This is a genomic window from Rothia sp. HMSC069C10, from assembly GCF_001812205.1.
GTDB lineage: Bacteria > Actinomycetota > Actinomycetes > Actinomycetales > Micrococcaceae > Rothia > Rothia mucilaginosa.
Map to the genome: position 1 here is coordinate 116,659 of NZ_KV808301.1, position 26,465 is coordinate 143,123.

The 26,465-nt window shown below is 60.8% G+C and carries 16 protein-coding genes and 1 riboswitch; of the genes, 7 read left to right on the plus strand and 9 right to left on the minus strand.

Annotated elements, in window-relative coordinates:
- Positions 1 to 55 precede the first annotated feature (55 nt).
- From HMPREF2842_RS05510 to HMPREF2842_RS05520, 3 genes are all read right to left on the minus strand, one after another.
- The gene (locus HMPREF2842_RS05510; RefSeq protein ID WP_246823200.1) at positions 56 to 1,207 is read right to left on the minus strand and encodes an ABC transporter substrate-binding protein; all 1,152 of its coding nucleotides are present in this window, start codon (positions 1,205 to 1,207) and stop codon (positions 56 to 58) included.
- 159 nt (positions 1,208 to 1,366) lie between these two features.
- Positions 1,367 to 2,311: an ABC transporter ATP-binding protein gene (locus HMPREF2842_RS05515; protein WP_083309213.1), complete on the minus strand. Its 945-nt coding sequence runs from the start codon at positions 2,309 to 2,311 to the stop codon at positions 1,367 to 1,369.
- Positions 2,311 to 3,453 (minus strand): FecCD family ABC transporter permease, encoded by a 1,143-nt coding sequence (locus tag HMPREF2842_RS05520; protein ID WP_053088742.1) that lies wholly within the window; start codon positions 3,451 to 3,453, stop codon positions 2,311 to 2,313. The genes HMPREF2842_RS05515 and HMPREF2842_RS05520 overlap by 1 nt, the downstream gene beginning before the upstream one ends.
- Positions 3,454 to 3,892: 439 nt before the next feature.
- Between HMPREF2842_RS05520 and uvrB the strand changes: the two genes are divergently transcribed.
- The 3 genes from uvrB to HMPREF2842_RS05535 all read left to right on the plus strand — a co-directional run bounded on the left by uvrB (position 3,893) and on the right by HMPREF2842_RS05535 (position 8,643).
- On the plus strand, positions 3,893 to 6,061 hold the full coding sequence (uvrB, locus tag HMPREF2842_RS05525; protein WP_049354746.1) for an excinuclease ABC subunit UvrB: 2,169 nt from the start codon (positions 3,893 to 3,895) through the stop codon (positions 6,059 to 6,061).
- 165 nt (positions 6,062 to 6,226) lie between these two features.
- Positions 6,227 to 7,006: an ornithinee aminotransferase gene (locus HMPREF2842_RS05530; protein WP_246822943.1), complete on the plus strand. Its 780-nt coding sequence runs from the start codon at positions 6,227 to 6,229 to the stop codon at positions 7,004 to 7,006.
- A 434-nt stretch (positions 7,007 to 7,440) separates the two neighbouring features.
- Positions 7,441 to 8,643 carry a TerC family protein gene (locus HMPREF2842_RS05535; RefSeq protein WP_049346459.1) on the plus strand — a complete coding sequence of 401 codons (1,203 nt, stop codon included), beginning with the start codon at positions 7,441 to 7,443 and terminating at the stop codon, positions 8,641 to 8,643.
- Positions 8,644 to 8,748: 105 nt separating this feature from the next.
- On the opposite strand, the gene HMPREF2842_RS05540 is transcribed toward HMPREF2842_RS05535, so the two are convergent.
- Positions 8,749 to 10,200, minus strand: coding sequence for an alpha/beta fold hydrolase (locus tag HMPREF2842_RS05540; protein WP_049346461.1), 1,452 nt, complete (start codon positions 10,198 to 10,200; stop codon positions 8,749 to 8,751).
- An 81-nt stretch (positions 10,201 to 10,281) separates the two neighbouring features.
- Positions 10,282 to 12,882 carry a DEAD/DEAH box helicase gene (locus tag HMPREF2842_RS05545; RefSeq protein WP_070643194.1) on the minus strand — a complete coding sequence of 867 codons (2,601 nt, stop codon included), beginning with the start codon at positions 12,880 to 12,882 and terminating at the stop codon, positions 10,282 to 10,284.
- Positions 12,883 to 13,326: 444 nt separating this feature from the next.
- Between HMPREF2842_RS05545 and HMPREF2842_RS05550 the strand changes: the two genes are divergently transcribed.
- The 3 genes from HMPREF2842_RS05550 (at position 13,327) to HMPREF2842_RS05560 (ending at position 19,133) form a co-directional block, all read left to right on the plus strand.
- Positions 13,327 to 15,228: an ABC transporter transmembrane domain-containing protein gene (locus tag HMPREF2842_RS05550; protein ID WP_070643197.1), complete on the plus strand. Its 1,902-nt coding sequence runs from the start codon at positions 13,327 to 13,329 to the stop codon at positions 15,226 to 15,228.
- Position 15,229: 1 nt separating this feature from the next.
- On the plus strand, positions 15,230 to 16,978 hold the full coding sequence (locus HMPREF2842_RS05555) for an ABC transporter ATP-binding protein (RefSeq protein ID WP_070643201.1): 1,749 nt from the start codon (positions 15,230 to 15,232) through the stop codon (positions 16,976 to 16,978).
- Positions 16,979 to 17,188: 210 nt separating this feature from the next.
- Positions 17,189 to 17,387: riboswitch (TPP riboswitch) on the plus strand.
- Entirely contained in the window at positions 17,379 to 19,133 is a 1,755-nt protein-coding gene (locus HMPREF2842_RS05560) for a bifunctional hydroxymethylpyrimidine kinase/phosphomethylpyrimidine kinase (RefSeq protein ID WP_246823202.1), read from the plus strand. Its footprint overlaps the riboswitch before it by 9 nt.
- Positions 19,134 to 19,695: 562 nt before the next feature.
- Here HMPREF2842_RS05560 and HMPREF2842_RS05565 read toward each other — a convergent pair.
- From HMPREF2842_RS05565 to HMPREF2842_RS05580, 4 genes are all read right to left on the minus strand, one after another.
- Positions 19,696 to 20,559 (minus strand): YoaK family protein, encoded by an 864-nt coding sequence (locus tag HMPREF2842_RS05565; protein WP_083309214.1) that lies wholly within the window; start codon positions 20,557 to 20,559, stop codon positions 19,696 to 19,698.
- Positions 20,560 to 20,673: 114 nt separating this feature from the next.
- Positions 20,674 to 21,447 carry a slipin family protein gene (locus HMPREF2842_RS05570; protein ID WP_005506196.1) on the minus strand — a complete coding sequence of 258 codons (774 nt, stop codon included), beginning with the start codon at positions 21,445 to 21,447 and terminating at the stop codon, positions 20,674 to 20,676.
- Between the two features lie 287 nt (positions 21,448 to 21,734).
- Positions 21,735 to 22,577 carry a transposase gene (locus HMPREF2842_RS05575; protein WP_070643206.1) on the minus strand — a complete coding sequence of 281 codons (843 nt, stop codon included), beginning with the start codon at positions 22,575 to 22,577 and terminating at the stop codon, positions 21,735 to 21,737.
- A 2-nt stretch (positions 22,578 to 22,579) separates the two neighbouring features.
- Positions 22,580 to 24,997 carry a nitric-oxide reductase large subunit gene (locus HMPREF2842_RS05580; RefSeq protein WP_070643208.1) on the minus strand — a complete coding sequence of 806 codons (2,418 nt, stop codon included), beginning with the start codon at positions 24,995 to 24,997 and terminating at the stop codon, positions 22,580 to 22,582.
- 630 nt (positions 24,998 to 25,627) lie between these two features.
- Here HMPREF2842_RS05580 and HMPREF2842_RS05585 point away from each other — a divergent pair.
- Entirely contained in the window at positions 25,628 to 26,308 is a 681-nt protein-coding gene (locus tag HMPREF2842_RS05585) for a lysophospholipid acyltransferase family protein (RefSeq protein ID WP_049359481.1), read from the plus strand.
- Positions 26,309 to 26,465: the final 157 nt, after the last annotated feature.

Consider the following 26,465-nt stretch of genomic DNA (forward strand, 5'->3'; position numbering starts at 1 on the left):
CCGGGCGGTACGTGTTTAACGAACTAACCAATCGCCAGGCGAGCTAGTTGCCGGATTAGCTAGCCGCGGGACCCTGACCATTGATGATGCGCTGCGCCTCATCCTCGGTCAGCTGGTAGCCGTAGAAGGTCGAGTAGAACTCGCGGGTTTCCTTCACCAGGTCAACGTCGGAGAACTTCTCGGGGTGGAACAGCTTTGCCGCCCACAGAATCTGCAGAGCCTGCTCAGCGGAGTAGCGGTCCCAGTTGAAGGTGCCGACCGGGTTCTTAATGATCTTGCCGTTCTTCACCGCCGGAACGTCAGCCCACGCGGCGTCAGCCTTGATCGCGTCAACGCCCTTCTGCGCATCCGCGCCGCCAATGATGATGTACTCCGGCTGCGAGGCAATAATCTGCTCCAGAGAAATGTTCTTCAAGTTCTCCACGCCGTCCAGGGAGTTCTTCGCACCCGAAAGCTTCATCCATTCACCAATTAGGGAGTTCGAGCCGTCCACCTTCGTCAGGTCAGAACCGCCCGCAATGTGCAGAACCTTCGGGGACTCGGTGACGCCCTGCAGGCGCTCCTTGATGAGGTTCTCGTTCTTCTCCAGGTACGCCAGGTACTTCTCGGCACGCTCAATCGCCTCATCGGTGCCAATCACCTCGGCGGTCAGCTCAACGGTGCGCTTCAGGTCCGCGAAGTTCTGGAACTCCACGTGCACCGCCGGGATACCCGCCTCAGCTGCCTTCGCAATCTGCTCCTTCGAGGAGGCGAGCAGCACCTCCGGCTTATCGGCAAGCAGCTGCTCCATGTTCACGTCGGTGCCCTTCACCGGCGCGTCAACCTTCTCAATACCGGGGTACACCTGCTTGAACCACGCCAGAGACTTCACGTTAGTCGTGGTGGATACCAGCTTCTCAGCGCCGCCGAGCAGCAGAACCACCTGGTTGTTTGCGTGCCACAGGTCAGCGATGCGCTCCGGGGTGGTGGGTACGGTGACCTCCTTGCCGTCAATGTCCTTAATGACCTTGGTGCCGTCACCGTTGTCCTTCACGAAGAAGCTGGTGTGCTTCTTCGAGTTCTGAGAGGAGGCGGAAGCGGACACCGAGCTTGATGCGGAACCCGATGCAGAGGAGGAGGCGGTGTTCGCGGCGCCGCAACCGGTCAGCGCAGCCAGCAGCAGGGAAGTGGTCAGGGCAACGCCGGTGTGGAACTTCGTGATTTTCATGGTGTGTCTTTCTGTGTTGACAGGGTGGGTGAATAACCCGGTGGCGGCCTGGGTGGGGCAGGCGTGCTAGGGACGCGCCACCACAGCGGATGCGGCACCTCTACCGCATCTCTTGTGTACTGCCCAAACCACCACCGGAAATCTAAACGCTGCGGAGTCTCAGCTATCGAGGCTCGTCATGTGTACGCTGGAACGCCCCAGCTCGGGGGAGTAGGCCACCGTCAGGCCGGTGTTGAAGGTGCGCGAGAGAACCTTGCTCGTGAGCACCTCGGAGGCGCGGCCCGTCAAAAGCTGAGCTGGCGCATCTGCAGGTACCTCCGGCGTTGCGTTTGGCACGGTATCGGGCATATCGCGCGCACCAAGCAGGGCGACGGTCGCATCCAGCATGAGGGCGTGATCCGGGTTGTGGGTCGTGAAGATGACCCCGTACCCGGCATCGCGCAGCTGCCGAATTTTCCGCAGAACCTTCGCCTGATTCGCAACGTCCAGGGCGCTCGTCGGCTCGTCCAGAACGATGAGCGGGGCGTCTTGCACCAGGGTTCGGGCAATACCCACCTGCTGACGCTGACCACCCGACAGCTCATCCAATGGGGAGTGCGCCAGGTCGAGCAGCCCCAGCTCCTCCATTACGGTGTTTACCTGCTCACGGTCACGGCGTGAGGGCGAAGAGAACAACCCGATATAGGGTGCGCGACCCATCAGCAGGTACTCGGTCACGGTGTAGGAGATACCGCGACCCTCCATCTGCGGAAGGTAGGCGATGCGGCGGGCACGCTCAGTCGCGGTCAAAGAATCCAGCGGCTCACCGCCCAGGTGGACGGTGCCCTCGGTGAGCGAGTGCAAACCAATCAGGGAGTTCAACAGGGTGGACTTGCCCACACCGTTGCGACCCAGAATGGCGAGGACCTCACCGCGTCGCACCTGCAGGTTCACGTTGCGGAAAATCCAGCGGCTGGAGCGGTGCCCGGAACGGTGCAGACCGGTACGGCGGCGATTGATGCGCCCGCCCCGGTGGCCGTAACGGAAGCCCGCATCGTCCAGGTGTAGCAGAACCTCTGCGCTCGCATCCGTGCGCTGCTGAGTATTGGGAATGGAAGGCGACATTACTTCACCCGAACCTTTCCAAGCAGCAGCAGCGCCACGTACAGGGGCGTGCCAATGAAGCCGGTCAGTACGCTCAGAGGAACCTCCGCACTGGTGAGGCTACGTGCCAGGGTATCGACGAACATCATGAACGAAGCACCCATCAGAATGGACAGCGGCATGAGCTTGGTCGTGTCACTACCGACCAGCAGGCGGCACAGGTGCGGAATGACCAGGCCAACCCAAGAAATCGGGCCGCCAATACACACGCTGGTCGCGGTGACCAGGGTTGCCAGCAGAATGGTGATACCGCGGGTGCGGGTCAGGTTAATGCCGAGGGTGCGTGCTTCATCGTCACCGAGCGAGAGGATATTGATGCGCCAACGCATCGCCAGGAGCAGCAGGATGCAGGGCACCGCCACCAGCGCAAACTGTGTGAGTGCTTCCGCGCGTACGTCCTGCAGGGAGCCCATCTGCCAGAACACGATTTGCGCCAGCTGAGTTTCAGGGTTCGCAATGAACTTCAACGCACCCAGCGCGGCGGTGCCAAAGCCACCCACAATCACGCCGGAGAGCACCAGCATGAGCGTGGACTGATTCTTGAGCAGGCGCGGAATGCTCACGGTCAGTAGTACCGCCATGAGACCGCCGGCGAGGGCGGAACCCTGAATGGCGATGCTCGTGCCCACACCCAGCAGAATGGCGGAGGCGGCACCCACCGACGCACCCTGCGAAACACCCAGCAGGTACGGGGAGACCAGCGGGTTACGGAAGACCGCCTGAAAGGTGGCACCCGCAATGGCGAGGGCGGCTCCGATGAGCCCGGCGGCGAGTAGGCGCGGAATGCGCACGGTCAGCAGCATGTTTTCGGCGGGCTTGTAGACCTTCAGGTCCATGCCGAACCAGTTCTTGCCGAGGATACGGAAGAGCTCGTCCAGTTCGACCGGGTACCTGCCGGTGATGAGTGAGAGATAGGTGACGCCCAGCAGAATGGCGAGGGCGATGAGCAGAATCAGCGGGTACGAGGACGCGAAGAGGGTGCTACGATGCTCGGTTTTGGTAGCTAAGGTGGCAACCGGCGCGCCGGTGGGGTTCGCCTCCGGGTTCGCTTCTGTGGATTCGTTCGGGGTTGCCTGTGAAGCTGTCTCCGTGGTCGTGCTCATGGAGTCCTTCCGTGCGCTCTTGTGGTCCCGTTCTGTCTGCGTGTGTGCTCTAAACATATGTGAGCCACATCAAAGAGGCAAAGGGGGTGAGTGCAGAGCGCCCGTCATAAGTCTTTATGTGTTGCCGCTTATCTTCTGCGGTGCGGCACCCGTAAGTGGCGGCGGCTGTGGGGGAGGGCGGCCACCCCTAAGAGCGCTGTTCCTAAGAGCACCGTCATCGTGCGGGAGAATGCTCCCGCTCGCCTCCTGCCCGGTAGCGCAGATGAACCAGTCGAATACCCCTTATCTTTTGCGTCCTTTCTTTTATGAACTTGGGCACTTTCATGGTGATGGCTTGTTACCTGTCGTGTCTGGACTATTGCGCGTCATCGTATTGCGCCAGCAGAAAAGGGCGACCAATCCTGAGGCGCATTGGGCGGCTTTCCCCTAGGATGGATACATGAGTTACGCACCCGAAATTAACCGCATCGTCGCCCCCTTTGAAGTGGTCAGCCCCTTCCAGCCTGCCGGTGATCAGCCGAAGGCTATCGCCGAGCTCACCGAGCGTGTGCAGAACGGTGAGAAAGACATTGTGCTGATGGGCGCTACCGGTACCGGTAAGTCCGCGACCGCAGCCTGGCTGATTGAGGCGGTGCAGCGTCCGACTCTGGTGCTCGTGCAGAATAAGACTCTGGCGGCGCAGCTGGCGAATGAGCTGCGCGAGCTGCTGCCGAATAATGCGGTGGAGTATTTCGTCTCGTACTACGACTACTACCAGCCTGAGGCGTACGTGCCGCAGACCGATACGTTTATTGAGAAGGACTCCTCCATCAATGAGGAGGTGGAGCGTCTGCGCCACTCGGCGACGAACTCCCTGCTGACTCGCCGCGACGTGGTGGTGGTTTCGACCGTGTCCTGCATTTATGGTCTGGGCACGCCCGAGGAGTACATTAAGCAGATGGTGACTTTGCGTCGCGGTGAGGAGATTGACCGCGACGAGCTGCTGCGCCAGTTCGTGGCGATGCAGTACGCGCGTAACGACATGGACTTTCACCGCGGCACGTTCCGTGTGCGCGGCGATACCGTCGAAATCATCCCCATGTACGAGGAGAACGCGATCCGCATCGAGTTCTTCGGTGATGAGATTGAGGCGATTTACACCCTGCACCCGCTGACCGGCGAGGTAATTCGCGAGGAAGAAGAAATGTATGTCTTCCCCGCAAGCCACTACGTTGCCGGCCCGGAGCGCATGGCGAAGGCTATTACCTCCATTGAGGATGAGCTGCGCGAGCGCCTGCAGACCCTCGAATCCCAGGGCAAGTTGCTGGAGGCGCAGCGTCTGCGCATGCGCACCACCTATGATCTGGAAATGATGGAGCAGATGGGCTTCTGCAATGGCATTGAGAACTACTCGCGCCATATTGACGGTCGTGCCGCAGGCAGTGCCCCGAACTGTCTGCTGGATTATTTCCCGGATGATTTCCTGCTGATTATTGACGAGTCGCACGTGACGGTCCCGCAGATTGGTGCCATGTACGAGGGTGATATGTCCCGTAAACGCACCCTGGTAGAGCACGGTTTCCGTCTGCCCTCGGCGATGGATAACCGCCCGCTGAAGTGGGAGGAGTTCCTGGAGCGTATCGGTCAGACGATTTACCTTTCGGCGACCCCCGGTAAGTATGAGCTGTCGCAGGCTGATGGTTATGTGGAGCAGATTATTCGCCCGACCGGTCTGATTGACCCGGAGATTGTGGTCAAGCCGACCAAGGGTCAGATTGATGATTTGCTCGAGGAGATTCGCGTGCGCGTTGAGCGTGATGAGCGTGTGCTGGTCACGACCCTCACCAAGCGCATGGCGGAGGATTTGACCGAGTACCTGCTGCAGCATGGCGTGAAGGTGCAGTATCTGCACTCTGACGTTGACACGTTGCGCCGTGTGGAGCTTCTGCGTGAGCTGCGCCTGGGTACCTTTGATGTGCTGGTTGGTATTAACCTGCTGCGTGAGGGCCTGGATCTGCCCGAGGTGTCCCTGGTTGCGATTCTGGATGCCGATAAGGAAGGCTTCCTGCGTTCGACCACTTCGCTGATTCAGACCATTGGTCGTGCGGCGCGTAATGTGTCCGGTCAGGTGCACATGTACGCCGATAAGATTACGGATTCTATGCGCGTGGCGATTGATGAGACGAACCGCCGCCGCGAGATTCAGCAGGCGTACAACCGTGAGCACGGCATTGACCCGCAGCCTCTGCGGAAGAAGATTGCCGATATTACGGATGTTCTCGCCCGCGAGGAAGAGGACACCCGCGAGCTTCTGCAGCAGCGTAAGAGCGGTAAGAAGGGCGCCCGCACGGTGAGCGCGGGTGCGAAGACCGGTTCTGCGACCTCGTCGAAGATTGCCACGAGCACCCCGGAGTCGGAGGAGCTTCTCGCCCGTGCGGAGGCGCGCGTTCGTGCGGACGGCCTGGCGGCGGCACCCGCTGAGGACCTGCTGGATTTGATTGAGCAGATGAACGAGCAGATGCGTGTGGCGGCGGAGAACCTGCAGTTTGAGTTGGCGGCGCGTCTGCGTGATGAGCTTGCCGATTTGAAGAAGGAGCTGCGCCTGATGAAGGAGGCGGGTCACGCCTAAGCCCGGTGTTCTAAGCCCGGCGTTTAGGGGCCGACGTGGGTTTTTCGCCATGAGGTAACTCATTGTTCATGAAGTTCTACTGAGTGCAGATACATGCTGTACACTATCAAGGTGTTTTACGTGTCAAATAACACCTTGATGCTTCCGAACGATAAAGAAAAATCTGTGACTATTTCGAATAACTCTTCAGACGCACACACCATGGGAGCTCGTTCCGTTACCCGCCGCAACCTCACCCGCGGTGCGCTCTGGGCTCTGCCCGCTATTGCCGCCTCCACGGCGGTACCCGCATTCGCTGCCTCGGCTGATGATTGCAAGACGGTACACGGCCCGGACTTCACCCAGGTCGGCGGCTGGATGATCACCAACCCTGCCAGTGGCGCCCTGCAGTCGCGCACCAAGAACAAGCCCGTGACTGCGCCGGAGACCGGTCAGGCGTGGTGGTCCATGGAGAATGCAACCTCCCCGAATCCCGCAACGATTCGCCTCATGTCCGTGTACGAGGCGACTCACGGCCCCGAGGGCGACCTCAACCTGAACTGCGGTGAGTTCGTGATGACCTACAACGTCTCCGCCCTGGAGGCGACGACCGGCACCACGCACCTGCACCCGTCCATGGACATTTACCTTTTCTCGCCCGAGGGTGAAATCATTGACCGTCAGGTCTTCACGACTGACCCGACCGGCAAGGCAACCGTCATGACCCGCAACGGCAAGACTCAGACCGTTCAGGGTCAGGTCATTCCCTTCGCGTCGAGCGTGAATGATAAGGCGACCGGCATCTCCGCGCGTTTTGCGTTGCGTGGCAATACGCTCATGGAAGGCATGTACCAGTTCGAGGTGGTTATTACCGTCCCGACGATTCGTGAGAACGGCACGCTTGATACGAACAAGCAGGTCAACGCGATTGCTTTCACCCCGCCGACCTTCAACATGGTCTCCTAATTGAATGAAAAGTAGCCCTCCCCGTAATAGTTCACGGGGAGGGCTACTTTGATGTGGGCTTGCTGCGCGGTGTTGATCTGTGCGGTGCCGATCTACACCGTGCCGCTCTACATGTTGTCAAACTCATAGCGTCGCCAGCTAGACCCCCAACTAGACAGCGCGTATTCATCACCCAGAACACCGCATCCGACGGGATAACCCCGCCGGATGCGGCGTTTCGGTGCACCTAGCTCCTGAAAGTCCTCCCGGAGGGGCTCCTGTGCGAAAACCTCAACCTGCTGTATAATCGTTCACCGAGCAAGGGAGTATCCCACCAATCGACTCATCGTCAGCACGTTAGCCGAAGGCGCCTAACCGGTGAATCGAGCCGACCTCCATTTAGGCCGGCGGGAGAGACTTGTGGTCCTGTACGCACACCACAAGAAAGGCTCCCCATGGAAGTTACCGGGTTGCAATGGTTGGTTACTATTCTCATCATCGCGGGTCTGTTGGCCTTCGACTTCGTGTTCCACGTTCGTAAGGCGCACGAACCTTCCGTCAAGGAAGCGGCCATCTGGTCGAGTATTTACATCGGCATCGCGCTGCTGTTCGGTCTGTATATTTTCGTGACGAACGGCCCCTCCGCCGCCACCGAATTCTATGCAGGCTACATCACCGAAGAAGCTCTCTCGGTCGATAACCTCTTCGTCTTCATGATTATTATGGGCACCTTCCGTGTCGCCCGTGAGAATCAGCAGAAGGTCCTGCTCTTCGGCATCGTCTTCGCGATCCTGGCGCGCGGCACCTTCATCTTCGCCGGCGCAGCGATCATCAACTCCTTCGCCTGGGTGTTCTACATCTTCGGCCTGGTCCTGCTCATGACCGCAGGTAACCTGCTCAAGGACGAAATCACCGAAGGCGACGGCGACGACGAAGCAGACAACATCATGGTCCGCCTCGCCAAGAAGTACCTGAAGACCAGCGACCACTTCGACGGCGACAAGCTCTTCACCATCGAAAATGGCAAGCGCGTCATGACCCCCATGATGCTCGTCATGGTCGCTATCGCCGGTTCCGACCTGCTCTTCGCACTCGACTCGATCCCCGCGATCTTCGGCCTCACCCAGTCCGTCTACATTGTGTTCACCGCGACCGCGTTCTCCCTCATGGGTCTGCGCCAGCTGTACTTCCTCATTGACGGCCTGCTGGACCGCCTCGTCTACCTCTCCTACGGCCTGGCGACCATCCTCGCGTTCATTGGCGTGAAGCTCATCCTGCACGCAATGCACGAGAACAACCTGCCGTTCATCAACCACGGCGAGCCCGTGCACGTGGTCGAAATCAGCACCGAAATGTCGCTGATGGTCATCGTGGGCGTTCTGATCATTACCGTGCTTGCCTCGCTGCTCAGCCCCAAGGGCCGCGCGCTGCAGACCATTCAGCGTGTTCAGGCGCTCTCCGAGAAGTACCTGGCACTGCCCGAGGATGCACCTGCCGCCGAGCGTGCGGACATCACCGCCCGCTGGCAGAAGGAAACCGAGAAGCTCAACGCCATTCCCGCCAAGCTGCGTGACGAGCTGATCGAGAAGGAAGACGAATACCATGCCCTCGTGATGCGTGCCCGCACCGCACAGGATGCGCACTCTTCCTCCAAGTAGTTACTGAGCGTGCAGCCTCACCAGGCTGGCGCTAACACTAAAGCCCCTCACACCGGATCAACCGGAGTGAGGGGCTTTAGCTATATCAGAGATATTTCAGAAGAATTACTGGTTGTGAACCTCAGCCAGCATGTTCTTCAGGTGACCCAGAATGGTCAGCGAGTCAGAACCGAAACCGTCGTGGTGGTGGGTCTTCGAGGTCCACACCTGAGTGTTGCCGACCCAGCGAGCGGTCTCCATGGAGTGCTCAAAGTCCACGTACACGTCCGGGTTGTACGCCGCAGCCACCACGGGAACCTCGTTCTTGTGCAGCTGTGCGTGGTCGTACAGGCGACCCCAGTCCTTCTTCTCAGCCAGCAGGTTCGCAACCTCAGCCAGCGGACGTAGCGAGGGATCCTCCTCGTAGTACCAGGGGAAGATGTGCTCGCCGGTGAAGAGTAGACGGTCCGCATCCGGTGCGAACTCGGGGCGGGAAGCCGCCACACGAGCAGCAGACCAGTTGGTCGGCGCGGGGGAGGGGGACAGCTCGTAGCCGGGGATGCCGGGCAGAACGCCGTCAGCGGGGCCGTCAGCGTAAATGGTCTCGTGCATCAGGGCGTACAGCGGGTTCGCCTGGAAGGTCACCTCGGCACCCATGGCGGTCAGGAACTGATCGGAGAGGTGGTCGTTACCCTCAGCGAAAGCGGTCTCCAGGAAGTAGTGCAGGCCGCGCTCGCGCCAGCGGCCACCCAGGAAGTGACCAGCCATCTGGAAGCGGTGATCGGTCAGACGCTCACCGGTGGGCAGGTACTCCTTGTGGGTGCGCAGGTGCTCAGCAATGCGGGTAGCGAGCTCAGCGTCCTCGGGGAACCAGCTGTAGTACTCCTCAACACGTTCCTTCATGCGGTCGAAGGTGTGCTGGTAGACGTTGTCCACGGAGGTACGAATCGGCGCCAGGCCCGCGGTGATGCGCGAATCGCGCAGGGACTGCGGAGCGAAGGACAGGTACGAGAGGGTCAGGAAGCCACCGAAGGACTGACCAATGGTGGACCAGCGCTTGTCGGCACGGTCAGCCAGCAGCACCTCGCGGACAGCCTCCGCGTCAGCGATGATGGAGTCCGCACGGAACAGCTCAGTGTACTCAGCCTGAACCTGCGGGTCACCCACAGCGGTGATGTTGCGGGCAGACAGCGGGGAAGACATGCCGGTACCGCGCTGATCCAGAAGAACCACGCGGTGAGTCTTCGCCAGCTCAGCAATCCAGCCGCCAATGGAGCCGGTCTTCGGCGAACCGAAACCGGGGCCGCCCTGCAGGTACACAATGTAAGGACGCTTATCAGCCGAAACGGTCAGAGTCTCGTTGGTGCTCACAACCTCGCGGGCGAACACGGTGATGGTCTGGTCCGCGAAACGGGAGGAGAGAGCGGCATCCTTGCCCTTGGAGAAAATCAGACCGTGGGTCAGGGGAACCTGGAACCAGTGGTCGGTAATCTCGTAGCCGTCGTGCTTGACGACCGAACCCTTACGGTACTCAACCTTGGGAAGCGAAGAAACGGTCAACGGTGAACCTTCTTTCATTCAAATAGATAGATACTCTGTATTCTAGCCCACTACGGGCAACATCTGGGCAGAGCCTCGGGCGGAGTCTCAATTGGAGCCTTAGAACTCGCCCACGCTCAGAATCTTCAGCACCGGGTAGCCCGCCTCATCGGAGGCCGCCAAATCAACCTCGGCACGAATACCGAAGTCAAAGTTATCTTCGGGGTCGGCGAAGCTCTGCTGAACCTTCCACACGCCCGGGTGAGCGGCGGTGTCCTCATCCATGCTGACCAGGCGAGGCGAGCGCGCGTCGGCGTCCGTGTAGATATCGTCGTAGGTGTCGAAGTAGTCGTCCATGGCGTCCGCCCAGCGGTCGGCATCCCAGCCGCACCACTCGTCCAGGGCGCCCAGGGCGCGGTCACGCTCGTCAGCGAAGAGCTCCACACGGCGGAAGAGGGCGTTGCGCACCATCACGCGGAAGGCACGCAGGTTCTGCGTCACGGCGGGAGGCTCTTCCTCCTCGATGGAGGCGTGCTCGGCCGCAATGGTCGCGGTGTCTTCGCCGGCAGCCAGCTTCTCCCATTCGTCCACCAGGGAGGAGTCGGTCTGGCGTACCAGCTCGCCGAGCCACTCGATGATGTCGTCGAGCTCGTCGGTCACGGCAGAATCGGGGATGGTGTGGCGCAGCGCCTTGTATGCGTCAGAGAGGTAACGCAGGAGCACGCCCTCGGCACGTTCGAGCGAGTAGTACTGCACGAAGTCGTTGAAGCCCATCGCGCGTTCGTACATGTCACGCACGATTGACTTGGGGCGCGGCTCAAAACGTGCCACCCACGGCGCGGACTGCTTGTAGGTCGTGTACGCCTGATCGATGAGCTCCGCCAGGGGCTGCGGGTAGGTGACCTTGTCCAGCTCGTTCATGCGTTCGGTGTAGTCCACACCGTCCGCCTTCAACTGTGCCGACAGTTCGTTCTTCGCCTTGCGTTCCTGCGCGTACAGCACCTGGTTCGGCGAATCTAGGGTCGCCTCGATGAGGGAGAGCGCGTCTAGCGCGTAGCTGGGCGATTCGGGGTCGAGCAGTTCCAGCGCGGCGACCGCAAAAGCGGACAGCGGCTGGTTCAAGGCAAAGTTATCCTGCAGGTCCTCGGTCAGGCGCAGGTAGGAGCCGTGCTCGTCCGGGGTGTTGGTTCGCTCAATCACGCCGCCGGTCAGAAGCTCCTTGTAGATGCCGATTGCCTTGCGCAGCAGCTCGCGGCGGCGCGCGGGGCTCTCGTGGTTCTCCTGAATGATGCGGTACGCGGCAATGACCGGGTTCTCCGGGCGGTGCATCAGGTTCAGCAGCATCGAGTGGGTGATGTCGAAGGAGGAGGTCAGCGGCTCCGGGGCGGCCTCTACCAGCTGGTCGAAGGTCTTCTCAGACCAGCCAACGAACCCTTCCGGCGCCTTCTTACGCTTGGAGGACAGCGACTGGTTAATGCGCTTGGTGTCGTCACCGAACTTCGCCTGAGCCTTAGCCAGCAGGCGAGCGTTCTCAATATCGTGCTCGGGTGCCTGAACCACCACGGTGCCGGCGGTATCAAAACCGGCGCGGCCGGCGCGTCCAGCGATCTGGTGGAACTCGCGGGCACGCAGACGGCGGCTACGGGCACCGTCAAACTTCGACAGCGCCGTAATCAGCACGGTACGGATCGGCACGTTAATACCCACACCCAGGGTGTCGGTACCGCAAATCACCTTGAGCAGACCCTCCTGAGCCAGCTGCTCCACGAGGCGGCGGTACTTGGGCAGCATACCCGCGTGGTGAATACCGATACCGGCACGCACCAGCTTATTCAGCGCCTTACCGAAGCCCGGACCGAAACGGAACTTCGCAATCAGCTCCGCGATGCGTTCCTTATCTTCCTTCGAAGCAATAGCCACCGACAGCAGCGCGTTCGCCTGCTCCAGCGCCGCCTTCTGCGAGAAGTGCACAATGTAGACCGGAGTCTGCTTGGTCTGCACGAGCTCCTGCACCGTCTCCTGAACCGGGGTGGTGGAGTAGTAGAAATGCAGCGGAATGGGACGCTCAGAGTGCGCCACCAGGTCGCTCTCGCGGCCGGTCAGTGCCGTCATCTCCTCCTGGAAGCGAGTCGTATCGCCCAGGGTCGCGCTCATCAGCAGGAACTGCGCCTGCGGAAGCTCCAACAGGGGAAGCTGCCACGCCCAGCCGCGCTGCGGGTCGGAGTAGAAGTGGAACTCGTCCATAATGACCTGGCAGAGGTCCGCATCCTTGCCCTCGCGCAGGGCAATATTGGCGAGAATTTCCGCGGTGCAGCAGATAATGGGCGCCTCCGTATTAATGGCGGAGTCGCCGGTAATCATGCCCACGTTTTCGGCACCAAAAATATTAATCAGGTCAAAGAACTTCTCAGACACCAGCGCCTTAATGGGGGCGGTGTAGTAGGAGCGCTGACCGGTCGCCAGGCCCGTAAAATGCGCGGCAACAGCCACAGTGGACTTACCGGAACCGGTCGGGGTTGCCAGCACCACGTTATGTCCGGCGGCAATGCTCAGAACGGCCTCGTCCTGGGCGGGGTACAGGGTCATGCCGCGGGTCGAAATCCACTCGGTGAAGGAATCATAGATTTCTTCGGCGGTGAGGGGGTTGCCCTTAAAATCGCGTCGATTGTAGTCGCCGGGATTCTCGCCCAGCGTGGAAGAAAGAAAATTCAAAATACTCATGAGGATTCCAGTCTATCGGGAATAGCGCGGGCGCGGGGGCGTTATCGTTACGAGGGAACAACAGGGTACTCGCGGAGTGCTTGCGGGGTGTTCACTGCATCTTTGCAGGGTGGTTGCGGTTCCTTCGCGGGGCGTTTATAGGGCGTTCGGGAGGCGCGGTGCCGCGCTAACGCGGGAATTCCCCAAATTCGTGTAGTGTAGAACAAAGCACTAAAAGTGCAGTGGTGCAAAAACCTGGTGCTCAGAAGGTCGAAAACGTAGGCCTCCAAGCCGCATAGATTACCGCGTAGATGCAGAATCCGCCGATTGATGTCGGTGCATGTTGAGCGGCTGATACAAACTCCAAAATACGTTGCATAAATGACGACACGCCCATCTATGGTGCAAATAGTGTTGCGTGCCACATTGATAAAGGAATAGGGTAAGAGAAAGGAGAGACGTTGAATGACTGAATACAACGCTGACAAGGCACAAGAAAACGCCGCGCGTGAAGAAGCTACGCATGAAGAATCCATGCATAACAAAACCACGCAGGAAAAAGCCGCTCAGAAGAAAACTGCGCAGAAAAAAGCTGCACAGGAAGTAACCGGTAGCGAACAGCGCAAGGCAGAAGAGGAAGCCCTCAAAAAGCGCCTCGCCCTGCGAGTCACCGCACCCGGATACAAATACCCCTGGCACCGCTGGGCAATCCCCGTCCTGGGTGAAACCACCGCGGGTACCGGCGCAATCCTGATTCCCGTCATGGTGGGCCAATTCATCAACCAGCACATCGCCGGCAAAGCCCCCGATGCCTGGCCCATGTTCTGGGTAGTAGTCGCAGCCATCACCTTCATCGTGATCAACGAGTTCTTCGGCTGGGGCACCTCCATGACCCTCAGCGCGGAACTTAGCCGCGACTGGCGTATCTACATCAACCGGCTCATGGGGCGCACCCGCGCTGGCGTAGACTCCGGCGAAGCGGTCACCGTCATGAACAAAGACGTACGCCGCATTACGGATGTCTACTTCTCGTTGCCGCTATTCGTCAACGCCATGATCATCGCGATCCTCGGTGCCGTGCAGCTCTGGCTCATCAACCCCGTCACCGCGATTGTCACCCTCATCGGTACGCTCATCGTGGTCGGCGTGATTGCCTGGTACTCGTCCTTCCTCGAATCCAAGATCGGCGAATACCGCGAAAAGGACGGCGAAGCCTCCTCACGCGCCTCCGACATCGCCACCGGTCTGCGCACCATCGCCGGTCTCGGCGCCGAAGAGCAGATGCGTGAACGCTACCACCGCGGCACCGACGAAGTCTTCGACAGCTACATGCGCTATGAAAAGACGCACCGCTGGATGTACCTCATCCGCGCGCTGCTCGGCGGCGCCGTGACCCTGCTCGGCATCGGCTTCGCCCTCACCGGCCACGTCGAAAACGGCCGCTGGGTATCCGACACCCCCGCCGCGTCCCTGGTGACCGTCGCCTCCATTATCGCGATGATGGGCGGCCCCATCTGGATTACCCAGAACTTCCTCACCGCATGGCGATACGCCAAGATTGCGCTCGCCAAGGTTGCCCGCCTCGAAGGTCACGCGGGCGTACGACAGGGCGTGCTGAAGAGCCCGCGCACCGACGAGGAAATGGCGCAGCTGGCACGCGCCGAACAGGCAGTCGAGGCGAGCACCCTCGAGGTGCCCGTACCCGTCGCCCCCGCCGGTGCAAGCAACCCGCGCATCGTGTACGTCAACCCGCGCGACTACAACCTCACCGCGCAGGACTACGCCGAGGCGCTCGCCCGCACCCTGCGACGTGGGGGAGAGGACCTCAAAGACGCAACCGGCCGCCGCGTGTTGCTGAGCGAACCCAACCCCATGATTTTCGCCGGAACCCTGCAGGAGCACCTGCGCCTGGGCACCGTGCCGAACCTCGACGAGGAGCTAGCACAGGCAAAGGATGAGGAACTGCTGAAGATTACCGACTCCCGCGAAATCGCCTACCGACTGGGCGGACGCAACCCCGAAGACTACTTCGCCGCCCGCATCACCAGCGAAGGCGCGAACCTCTCCGGTGGTCAGCGTCAGCGTCTGGCACTCGCCCGCGCACTCGCACAGGATGCGCAGGTGCTGATTCTGACCGAGCCGCTGAACTCCGTGGACGAACCCAGCCAGCGCTACATCTACGATGCGATGGAAACCCAGGTCGGTAGCGACCGCCTGCCCGTCGGCTACCCCGGCCTGCTGCAGGATTTGGAACAGGTCTACATTATCTCCACGACCGCGGAGACGACCCGCCGCATGGAACGCGACGGCTACCCCGTCGCTCAGGCAGAAACCCCCGCAACCACTCAGAATCAGGAGGTGAACTAGCATGGCAAAGCAGCTCCCCATCGAAAGCCCCGCCTACGTGGCACGCCGCATGTGGAACTACCTCGCAGCGCATAAGGGGCGAGCCCTCTACACCTTCGTCATCTACATGGTCAGCACCCTCATGGGTGCGGTGGTGCCCCTGCAGATTGGTGCCACCGTGGACGACGTGGTGGCGGGCAAGTTCTCCAGCTACCCGTGGCAGCCGATTCTGATTATCCTGGCGGCGTTCATCGTGCAGGCGATAACCCTCATGGTCTCCTCGTACAGTGCGGCGCGACTGGGTGCGCTCGTCACCCGTGACGCCAACCAGGACACCCTCGACGGCACCCTCGACCTGGACGCACGCACCGTGGAAGAAGCCGGCAGCGGTGACCTGCTCACCCGCGTGACCGACGACCTCTCCTCGGCGGCGAAGTCCGTCAGTGAGGACCTGCTCGGCGCGATTTACGTGGTGCTGTACTTCATTATCTCCACGCTCTCCCTGGCGTTCGTGAGCCCGGCAATGGGTCTGATCATGCTACCCATGATTGCCGGTCTTGCCCTCATCATGTCGAAGATGCTGCCGCTCATGGCGGCACGCAACCAGACCGCCCAGGAGCGCGTGAGTGACCTCAACAGTGTGCTGACCGAGAACATTCGCGGCACCTCCACGATCCGTGAGCTGGGCGTTCACACCGCCCGCGAAGACGCCTTCGCCGGTGAGAACAAGCGCCAGTTTGCCGCGCAGTTGGGCATGGTGCGCATCCGCCAGCTGTACTTCACCGTGGACGCTATTAACGCCTGGATCCCGACGGTTCTGTGCATGCTCTGGGGCGCCGCCTGCGTGGCTCTCGGCTGGGCTTCCTGGGGCGCCGTAGCGACCGCCTCGGTCATGGTTTTCAGCCTGCGAACCCTTGCCGACATGCTGAACCACCACGTCAGTAGCCTGCGCATCATGCTCGTGAACATGGGCCGCGTGTTCGGTGTGGTGTCCTTGGCGAAGAAGCAGCGTGAGGCGCGTGCACAGCACCGCGCTGAAGCGTTCGCCGCCGTCTCGGATGAAGCCGTGAAGGACCCGCAGTACGCCATTGACTGCATCGACGTCTCCTACGGCTACTCGCCGGACGCCCTCGTTCTGGAAGGCATCAACCTGAAGATTCGCCGCGGCGAGGCGCTCGCCCTGGTGGGTCGTTCCGGTTCGGGTAAGACCACCCTGGCGCGTCTGATTGGTGGTTCGCTGACCGCCCTGGAAGGCACCATCACCGTGATGGGCCGCCCGGTCGGTCACGGCGACTTCCCGACCGATGCCGCCGCCGATGGCCGCCCGCGCCTGCTGGTCTGCACCCAGGAAGCGCACGTCTTCTTCGGTACTCTCGCCGATAACTTTACGGTGGTCGTGCCGGATGCAACCGTCGAGCAGATGGGCGAGGCACTGGACGCTATCGGTGCCCGCTGGTGGCGCGACCTGCCGCAGGGCATGGATACTGTCGTGAGCGGCGCGGATTCGCCGCTGACCCGCGACCAGATTCAGCAGCTGGCGCTGGCACGTATTGTGCTTGCTGACCCGCACGCCGTGATTCTGGACGAGTCCACCACCCAGCTGGAGCTCGCGGACGCAACCGAGTCCCTGAGCGCCGTGCTGGCGAACCGTGCGGTGCTGATCATTTCGCACGATGCGCGTATCGCCTCGCTGGCTGACCGCGCGGTCCTGCTGCACGAGGGTAGGATCATTGCGGAGGGTTCACCGGCAGAGATTTTCGCCCTGACCTAAACCCGGCTGATAGTGCCCGGCTGATAGTGCCCGGTACCGTGTGAAGCGGTGCCGAGCACTACGTGTTTAACGGGTGGTTTCCGTACAAGGGTGCACTGAAATCGGCGGCGGGAGCACTCGCAAGAGTGCAAGACTCAAACGAAAATTTCGGAGAGATTCACTTGTTACCCGCAGAACTTTTAGCTACGGAGAATCATTGTGATAACCTGGCAGAGCGATATGGGGTGCCTTGAGACGCCCGCGACCCGCTAACCCGCCCAACTGACCGCCCAACGAAGGGCTACGGCACAGCGAAGAGCTACAGCACAGCGGGCGCACGAAACGGCGTAATAACACTCAAGGCTGAGAGAATCACCCATTGAACCTGCTCTAGTTCGAACTAGCGAAGGGATTATCGATCATGGCAGAGCAGCCTACCGCGCCCTCGTGCGCACCCACCTCCAACCCCTCGACCCTCTCCAACCCTGCACCCGGCGCGAGCGCCTCCGGAGCATCCGGGGTACCCCAGACAGCTCGGGTGCCGAGGGTTCTCTCCATTGCGGGAACCGACCCCTCCGGCGGTGCAGGTATCCAGGCGGACCTCAAGTCCATTGCCGCATCCGGCGGTTACGGCATGTGTGTGACCACCTCACTGGTCGCCCAGAACACGTGCGGGGTTCGTGAAGTGTTCACCCCGCCCCTGGAATTTTTGACCGCGCAGCTTGCCGCCGTTTTTGATGACGTCACGGTTGACGCCGTGAAAATCGGCATGCTCGGCGACGCAGACACGATCCGCACCGTCCGCACCTGGCTGAGCGAGCATCCGGTGCCCGTGGTTGTGCTCGACCCGGTCATGATTGCTTCTAGCGGTGACCGCTTGCTGCAGGCGGAAGCGGAGCAGGCGCTGCGCGATCTCGTGCCGCTCGTGAATGTGATTACCCCGAACATTCCGGAGCTTGCCGTGCTCTGTGAGAAGGAGCCCGCTCAGACTTTCGATGAGGCGCACGAGCAGGCGGCGAACCTTGCGGCGGCGACCGGAACTACCGTGATTGTGAAGGGCGGCCACCTGTGTGGTCAGGACGCCGGTAACACCGCGGTCTTCCCGGACGGCACCTGCGCGCACGTGCGCACCCCGCGTCTGGACAGCCGTAATACGCACGGCACCGGATGCTCCCTGTCCTCTTCGCTGGCAACCCGCCTGGGCGTGGAACTGCTCCAGCACACCGAAGCTGCAGAACACACCGCAGAGCAGAGCGTTCTGACCAGCGAAGACACCCACCGCGCCCTGCAGTGGAGCACCCGCTGGCTCCACGAAGCCATTGCCGCAGGTGCCGGGCTGCAGGTCGGCTCCGGTGAGGGCCACGGTCCGGTGGACCACGCCGCCCGTGCCCGCCGCCTGGAGGCTGCCGCCTCCGCGTACCCGTGGCATCACCTGCTCGCCACCACCGACTCTGAGGGCAATACTCTGGACGGCACCAGCCCGGAGCGTCTGCTGCCGGTCAGCCCCGTGCCCGCCGGTGAAGCTGTCGTAAAGCCCGCCGGTCCCTGGACCGCCGCCCTCTGGGCAGCCGGTGGCGAAACCTGGCACCAGATCCTGGACCTGCCCTTCGTGCGTGCCCTCGGTGACGGCACCCTCGACGAGGATCTGTTCGCCTTCTACCTGGACCAGGACGCCCTCTACCTGCGCGATTATTCGCGTGCGCTCGCGACTCTCTCGGCGCGTGCCGATACCGCTGAGGCGCAGGTGCACTGGGCGGCTGGCGCGCATGAGGCGATTGCCGCCGAATCGCAGCTGCACGAGGGCTGGTTGGCGAACCGTGCGCGCCTGGGCGGTCCTTCGCCGATTACCATGGGGTACACGAACTTCCTGCGTGCCTTCACAGCTGGTGAGGACTATGTGGTCGGCGCTGCCGCTATCTTGCCCTGTTACTGGCTCTATGAAGAAGTCGGTGCCGTGCTCTCCTCGCAGAACCACGCGGACCACCCGTACGCGGAGTGGCTGAGCCTGTACGGTGGCGAGGAGTTCGCTGCGGATGTGGCGCGTAGCCTTGCGGAGGTTGAGCGTGCTTTTGAGGCGGCTTCACCGGCTCAGCGTGTGCGTGCGGCGCGGGCGTACCTGTCGGCGTGCGTGTACGAGCGTGAGTTCTTTGACCAGGCGCACCGAGCATTGCGTTAGAAGACTAGCTCTGCGCTAGCTGACGGGCGCTGCGCTAGATGACTAGCTCTGCGCTAGCTGGCGGGCATTGCGTGAGGGGGTGCACCGCAGCCAGCTCGCAGGTGCTTTAGGTGCCGGTTTTTGGGCTGAATACCGTCCCGGCATGGCGTGAGATGGGTGATTGATGCTTCACTCAAGCTACCGCTGGTTCGGGGGTTGTGCCGGTTATGCTTAAGGCGTCGGTGAAAACCGTTTGCGGCAGGATTCCGGCCCTCACCCAACTGGCTGATGTACCTGCCGCGCCCGCACCTCTACGGCGTGTAACCGACCAGTTTGGCCCGTCGCAACCACCTCATCCAACCCCCGCGGCGGGCCAAACGCCTTCCTTCTAGCGTTCGCGAAGAATGTTCGGCATAGAAATATCCCGTGCAGATACTCTCATCTGCACGGGATATTTCTATATGTCTAACCATTGCGAATCAGCCGCCGCAGCTAGTGCGTCAGGCTAGTACATCAGGGAAGGGGAGTAGGGCTAGCTCTGAGTTGCCGGGTTTAGTTCTGACCTGCCGAACCTAGTTCTGATTTATTGAGCTGAGCTCTGAGCCTCAGCTTCATTCTCCGCATCTTCATTTTTCTCGGTCCGGAACCCCAGCCAGAACGCTCCAGCTGCCAAACACCCGGCAAACCACAGAGAGATACTACCCACCAGCTGATCTAGGAGAGCCATCGCAATCACACCGGCGACAAATCCCCCGACCACCAGGGAGTAATCTAAAGCCGTCATCAGAGCACGTCTGCGGGTGCGGCGTCCTTCGTCCTCAGGCAGGGCGGGGGAAGTATCCGCTGACGGGTGACGAGCCTCAACACGCCTTCTATCAACACGCTCCCTCCGGGTGCTGCAAGCATTAGCTATAGCACGGGTATAGATGGCGCCGGCCATGTACCATGCGCTTAACATTTTGCGCCAATTTCCGCTGGTCATAAACAGGGAAAATGGGTTCTCACCAATACGCGTGTCTGCAAGTGCATGAATGAGCATGCCAATAGTGAACGCTAACGCCCCCACCTGGACCCCGTGCTCGCTCACCCGATGAATCAGAGGAGTCACAAAACAGACGAGGAGGAAGGGCACCAGAGTAAAAATGCGCCAGTGTTTCAGGTGTGCCCTCTGCCCCAAAAGATCGTGCAGAAGATGACCGCCCAGGTACCCCAGGCTAAAGAAAATCACTGAGAGCCAACGCAGGTGAATAGCGTGCTGCGAACTGTGACTCATATCAGCAATGAGAAGGATAAAATTACCGGTCTGAGTGGCAACCAAAGCTTTGTAATGAATATGAGAGAAAACATCTACCGCTCCACCCAGGGATGCTAAGAGAAGCGCCATAATCCGCCCGTGGCGGTGCGGAGTTGGAATCCTGGAAAGAAAAAGTGCAAAGCGGGTAGTCATCGTGGTCCTCGGTGGTGAAAAAAGATCCGGGCATGCAAAAACCTCGAGCACCTATGGTACTCGAGGTTTTTGTGATAGGCACGTAGGTGCCTCAGAAGGTGCAAGGTCTACAGTCTACTTGCTCTCGCCCTTGAGCGCACCCACGAGCGGACCAATGACGTCCATGGGCAGCGGGAAGACCACGGTCGAGTTCTGGTCGGCACCCAGCTCCAGCAGGGTCTGCAGGTAACGCAGCTGCAGGGAAGCGGGGGACTGGCTCAGAATGTCGGATGCTTCCTTCAGCTCGCTGGAGGCCTCCAGCTCACCGCGTGCCGAAATGATCTTTGCGCGGCGCTCACGCTCAGCCTCAGCCTCGCGAGCCATGGCGCGCTGCATAGCCTCGGGAATCTCAACGTCCTTGATTTCAACGAGCTCCACCTGAATACCCCACGGCTCGGTGCGCGAACCGATGATGGAACGCAGGTCCTCGTTCAGGTCCTCGCGGTGTGCGAGCAGGGTGTCCAAGTCAACGCGGCCGAGCAGGGAACGCAGGGTGGTCTGCGCGATCTGGCTGGTGGCAATCGGGTAGTTCTCAACCTCAAGCACCGCGTTCTTGGCGTTGGTCACGCGGAAGAGGACCACGGCGTTCACGCGGGCGGGAACGTTGTCCTTGGTGATGACTTCCTGCGGGGGAATGGTCAGGGTGATAACACGCATATCAACGCGCTGCAGGGAGTCAACGAGGGGGAAGACGACGTTCAGGCCGGGCTTCAGCTCCGAACGCAGGTGGCCGAAGCGGAAAGAGATGCCACGCTCGTATTCGGGGATGACGCGGAACATACGAATCAGAATAAAAAGAACAATGACGGCAACTGGGATGAGGATAGTTGCCAAAGTGACGGGATCCATGGTTTTCCTTCACAAATATTGGGGGAGGACGGTATGTGTGCCCACCTGCCCGCGCCTCGTACGGTGCAGGTAGTAGGGGGTGCCCGGTAACCGGGCTGCGTGTGGGGGAGTTTAGGGAGGGGAATTTTCCGTCCCGGCGTACATCGCGGCGGTCGGTGCTTTAGCGGCACCCCGCATGGAAAACTCAAAAGAGGAACAAAAGAGAATTCCACACGGGGTAGCCGCCGAAGCTAACAGACGGGACCAGCCAGCCGGTCAGCCGCCGGAACGGAAAAACTTGTGCAGCGCTACTTCTTCGCCATCTGCTCTGCCAGCTTTTCAGCAGTCTCAACCTCAGCCAGGTTCTGCTCCTGCAGGACCTCGTTCGTGGTCTTGTGCAGTCGCTTAACCGAGGTGCCGGTGCCGCTCCATGCGGGGCGGTCCGGGTCGAGGGCAGAGGTACGAACCGGCAGGGTTGCATCCGCAATCATCTGCTTGCGGGTCTGCTCGGTACGGCGCTTACGCTCATTCGACACGCCACCCCACTTCGCCGCGAAACGGTCCATCTTCACGTTCACCGATTCGTCAGCGGTGGATGCGTGAATATGCTTCGGATCGTTCTCGAAGTTCGCGGGGGAACGCATGAGCTTCACAGCCAGCGGGTAGGTCAGCGACAGGCAGACCACCGCGGCGGCACCCTCCACCAGAAGCTCCAGCGGGGAGTGCCAGACGATGGCGGCACCAATCAGGATGACCACACCCAGCAGCGAGACAGCAACCGCCAGTCCGCGGTGGAAACGACCCGACTCGGAGTAGGGCCATTCATCCACTTCGCGGGTGAGCTCGCGGCCGTTCGCCGAGACGGTGCAGCTGTCCTTAATCGGGCAGGTGTTGCACACGCTGGGCTTGGCGCGGTAACGCATCACTCGGTTATCCGAGTCGAATGCGGTCGCCCACAGCCACTGGTCTTCGGGGCAGAGCCACGCGTCGCTCTCTTGGTGGTAGGTGAACCCGAAGGTTCGCGCCGCCACCATGCGCTGGCTGGTGCGCTTGGCGAGAATATCGAAGCCCCAACCCACGGCGACCAGGCCGAGCGCGTACACGCAGGCCAGCCACACGAGGAAAGAAACTCCAGCAATCTGCTCAGGCATGGTTAGCCTCGACGATCGCTACGGTAGGGGCTGGTCTGCTCGGGCAGTTCCTCGGCAGCCTTAGTGCCGGCGAACTCTGCGATGCGAGCGTCCTCAACCACCTCGTACAGCGGGGGCTCGGGCAGCTCAAGGACGGTTTCCTTAGCGTTCTTGGAGAAGATCTCCTTGAGAGCCAGCAGCGCCAGCTTGATCAGCGGGATGATGCCGACCAGGAAGATGACGTCACCGGGCATACGCATCCAACCCATCACGGCGGAAGCGCCGTCGTGGATGAACGCGAAGGAACGAGCCTCGTAGTAGCCCTCACCAACGGACTTGTACAGCTGAGCGATACCCAGCGGCAGCAGCGAGATGAAGGACATCCACAGCAGACCAATGTTCAGGGTCCAGAAGGAGAACTTCAGACCCTTCTCAGGCCACTTGTCCTCAGGGATCAGGTAGCGCAGACCAAACACCGCGAACGCGATTGCGAGCATACCGTACACACCCATCATGGATGCGTGTGCGTGGTTTGCGGTCAGTGCCGTACCAATCTCGAAGTAGGACACGATCGGCAGGTTAATCAGGAAGCCGAACACACCTGCGCCGAGGAAGTTCCAGAAGCCCACAGCAATCAGGAACATAACAGCCCAACGGTGCGGGAAAGGCTTGGTGCGGTTGGAGTACTGGCGAGCACCCAGCTGCATGAAACCCCACGCCTCAACGGTCAGGAAGGTCAGCGGGATAACCTCAGCAGCCGAGAAGAACGCACCGAATGCCATCTGCTCGGAGGGGGTACCGACGAAGTAGGTGTGGTGCAGAGTACCGATCACACCACCGACGGAGTAGAGCACGGCGTCCATCATGATGATGGAGATTGCGATGCGCTCGCGGACCACACCGAGCAGCACGAAGATGTACGCCACCATGACGGTGGTGAACAGTTCGAGGAAGTCCTCCACCCAGAGGTGAACCACCCAGAATCGCCAGAATTCGGCGACGGTCACGTGAGTACGCTGACCTGCGAGCAGGCCGACCGCGTAGAACATGGGGATGGCGAGGCCGGAGAAGAGGAACAGCCACGGCAGGGAGGTCTTCTTCGAGCCCTTCAGGCGAGCGGAGAGGGTACGCCAGACGATGACAATCCAGATGAACATACCCGCGGTGAGCAGGATCTGGAAGAATCGCGGCAGGTCCAGGAACTCCCACTGCTGCGAGAAGAAGCCGGTGAATTCCTTGGGGATGAGGCCCTTCTGAGAGAACCATTCGTTCAGCAGCGAGCCGAGGACCACGAAGACCACGGCGCCGATGAGAACGTAGGTGAGCAGACCCTGCTTCTTGGGTTCGCGGCGGGTAATCAGCGGGGCGATGAAGATACCGCCCGCCAGGAACGCGCCTGCAGTCCAGAAGAGGGAGAGCTGAAGGTGCCAGGTTCGGGATACCGTGTAGGGCAGCAACTGGCCCATGTCGATACCGAAGAATCCGGTGAGTTCTTCACGGTAGTGCTCGGTGAGCGCACCCACCAGAGCCTGCAGGAGGAACAGCACCAGGATCGTTGCGAAGAGCAGGCAGGCTGCCTTCTGCGAGGGAGTCAGGCGAACTTCGTCGGGCTGACGGAAGTCGAGGACGGGTGCCTCTTCCGCGTGCCAGCCGATAGCGCGGGACCAGCGGCCGTAGATGGCGAACATCAGACCGGTACCACCGATGAGGGCAATCAGGGAGAGTGCCGACCAGACCATCAGATCCGCGGTGGGCTTGTTGTCCACGTTGGGTTCGGAAGGCCAGTTGTTGGTGTAGGAGTAGGGCTGGTCGGGGCGGTCTGCCGCCGATGCCCATGCGGTCCAGCCGAAGAATGCGACGAGGTCGTGCAGTTCTTCGTCGTTCTTAATGGCGTCGGGGAACAGGCCCTGCGAGGTGTCACCCTTCATGAGGGTTTCACGGTAGTGCTTGAGCATGAGCTGGTAGCCCTTGGTCTCACCAGCGGACCAGGTGATGGTCTTAGTCTGCTCGTCGTACTTGTTCTCCTTGCGCCACTCGTTCTTGACGAGTTCGCGGGGGTCCTGCTTGCCCTGTTCACGGTACTCCTTGACGGCAGCATCGGTGGTCAGGCGCAGGTATTCTGCAGTGTAGTCGGGGCCGAGGTAGGCACCGTGACCGAGCACGGATCCGTACTGCTGCAGGCCGCGTCCCTGGAACAGTTCCTGACCGTGCAGGATCTGTTCTTGGGTTGCGATAGTTTTGCCGTCGTTGCCGACGATTTTATCGGGGAGCGGCATGGAGAGTGCGTAGGTGCGCATTGCAAGGACTGCCATAATGGTGAAGCCCAGGAGCATCACAAACGCAACAGCCTGTACCCAGCCTTTTCCGGCATAGGCACCGACCGTGTCTGAGCGGCGGGCAATCTTTGCTGCCTGCGCACGCGAGACGGGTTTTGTAGCCATAGTGTATGTCTCCAGTGTGCGTGGAATTTGTAGGTGGAGTGGTCCCGACGCACATCCGCTGGAGGGGCGGCTCACTATGTTCAGGGTGAATCGTCCTTGAGGGAGGTGCGACAGCCCACCCTGCTCTCATTTTTGCATATTAAATGCGCATTTACGAAACTTTGCTGACGTAGCGTCATAATGTGACACGGCTATTTGGCGGGGAAATCAGTAATCATCAGGCGGAAAACCTGAAATATTACGTTGAGGTTGAACCCTTAGCTTCCGTGCCACCTCCCCGCCGGTAATGGGGGAGGATGCGCCGGGCTGGAAGCCGCGCAGACTCCCTCAATCGGGGCTTTTACTCAGGCTCCTACTCGAGCTCCCGCCGGGGCACTTACAGGAACCTGGGTGGGAGGCGCATCCCAGCATGTGGAAGGGGAGCGCGGCACCCCTCACGTGCCTACACTCGGGTGTGGAATAATAAAACCCGACGCTACTAAACACAGTACAAATTTTTTGCGGCACAGGTTACCGCAGTACAGATTTTGTGCTCTTTGGCGGCGTATATTCAGAAGGGGCCACTCACCCCGCATCCACGGCGGACCGCCGCCACAGCCCGCAATCTATCGGCACCTCAGGAGAGTTCACGTGCTTCTCTACAAATCCACCCAGAAAGCAGTCACCGGAATCCTGCGCACCGTCTTCCGCGCCCGCGTGACCGGACTCGAAAACTTTCCCGCCACCGGCCCGGTGATTGTCGCCTCTAACCACCTGTCCTTCCTGGACTCCATCATTATTTCCGCGATGATGCCGCGCCGCGTGGCGTTCCTCGCGAAGGCTGAGTACGTGAACACCCCCGGCCCGCGCGGCAAGATGATGAAGGCATTCTTCGAAGCCGTGGACATCATTCCCGTGAACCGCTCCGACCGTTCCGAATCGCTCAAGGCACTCGACATTGCCCTGGAGAAGCTGCAGGAAGGTAAGGTCTTCGGCATTTACCCCGAGGGCACCCGTTCCCGCGACGGCTACCTGTACCGCGGCAAGATTGGTGTGGCGTGGCTGGCGCACATGACCGGCGCGCCCGTGGTTCCGGTCGGCCTGATTGGCACCGACCGCCTGCAGAAGCCCGGCTCGAACATGATTTACCCGCGCCGCTTCACGATTCGCGTGGGTAAGCCGCTCTACTTTGAGAAGACCGGCGAGAAGATGACCGGCAAGCAGCGCCGCGTCACCACCGACACGATCATGAATGAGATTGCTCAGCTGTCCGGTCAGGCACGAAAGCACGAGTACAACGTTTCGCCCTCAGCCGCACGTGACGCAGGCTAGGGCACGCCCCGCCTATACCGCGTAGACTTAAACCGCGCATTCACGCACCGCCCCCTCGCTTTGGGGGGAGATGGGTGCAGGATGCGCGGTTTGTCGTATGCGCGAGCCTGGGATGACCCTGGCAGCCCAGCAGAAAGCCCGCGCCGACCCCCGTAGA

Bases quoted from the DNA above. Each gene is read 5' to 3' on its own strand.
- HMPREF2842_RS05540 (WP_049346461.1), bottom strand. From the start codon at position 10,200: ATGAAAGAAGGTTCACCGTTGACCGTTTCTTCGCTTCCCAAGGTTGAG.
- HMPREF2842_RS05510 (WP_246823200.1), bottom strand. From the start codon at position 1,207: ATGAAAATCACGAAGTTCCACACCGGCGTTGCCCTGACCACTTCCCTG.
- HMPREF2842_RS05555 (WP_070643201.1), top strand. From the start codon at position 15,230: ATGGCAAAGCAGCTCCCCATCGAAAGCCCCGCCTACGTGGCACGCCGC.
- HMPREF2842_RS05580 (WP_070643208.1), bottom strand. From the start codon at position 24,997: ATGGCTACAAAACCCGTCTCGCGTGCGCAGGCAGCAAAGATTGCCCGC.
- HMPREF2842_RS05545 (WP_070643194.1), bottom strand. From the start codon at position 12,882: ATGAGTATTTTGAATTTTCTTTCTTCCACGCTGGGCGAGAATCCCGGC.
- HMPREF2842_RS05570 (WP_005506196.1), bottom strand. From the start codon at position 21,447: ATGGATCCCGTCACTTTGGCAACTATCCTCATCCCAGTTGCCGTCATT.
- uvrB (WP_049354746.1), top strand. From the start codon at position 3,893: ATGAGTTACGCACCCGAAATTAACCGCATCGTCGCCCCCTTTGAAGTG.
- HMPREF2842_RS05515 (WP_083309213.1), bottom strand. From the start codon at position 2,311: ATGTCGCCTTCCATTCCCAATACTCAGCAGCGCACGGATGCGAGCGCA.
- HMPREF2842_RS05575 (WP_070643206.1), bottom strand. From the start codon at position 22,577: ATGCCTGAGCAGATTGCTGGAGTTTCTTTCCTCGTGTGGCTGGCCTGC.
- HMPREF2842_RS05550 (WP_070643197.1), top strand. From the start codon at position 13,327: ATGACTGAATACAACGCTGACAAGGCACAAGAAAACGCCGCGCGTGAA.
- HMPREF2842_RS05560 (WP_246823202.1), top strand. From the start codon at position 17,379: ATGGCAGAGCAGCCTACCGCGCCCTCGTGCGCACCCACCTCCAACCCC.
- HMPREF2842_RS05520 (WP_053088742.1), bottom strand. From the start codon at position 3,453: ATGAGCACGACCACGGAGACAGCTTCACAGGCAACCCCGAACGAATCC.
- HMPREF2842_RS05535 (WP_049346459.1), top strand. From the start codon at position 7,441: ATGGAAGTTACCGGGTTGCAATGGTTGGTTACTATTCTCATCATCGCG.
- HMPREF2842_RS05565 (WP_083309214.1), bottom strand. From the start codon at position 20,559: ATGACTACCCGCTTTGCACTTTTTCTTTCCAGGATTCCAACTCCGCAC.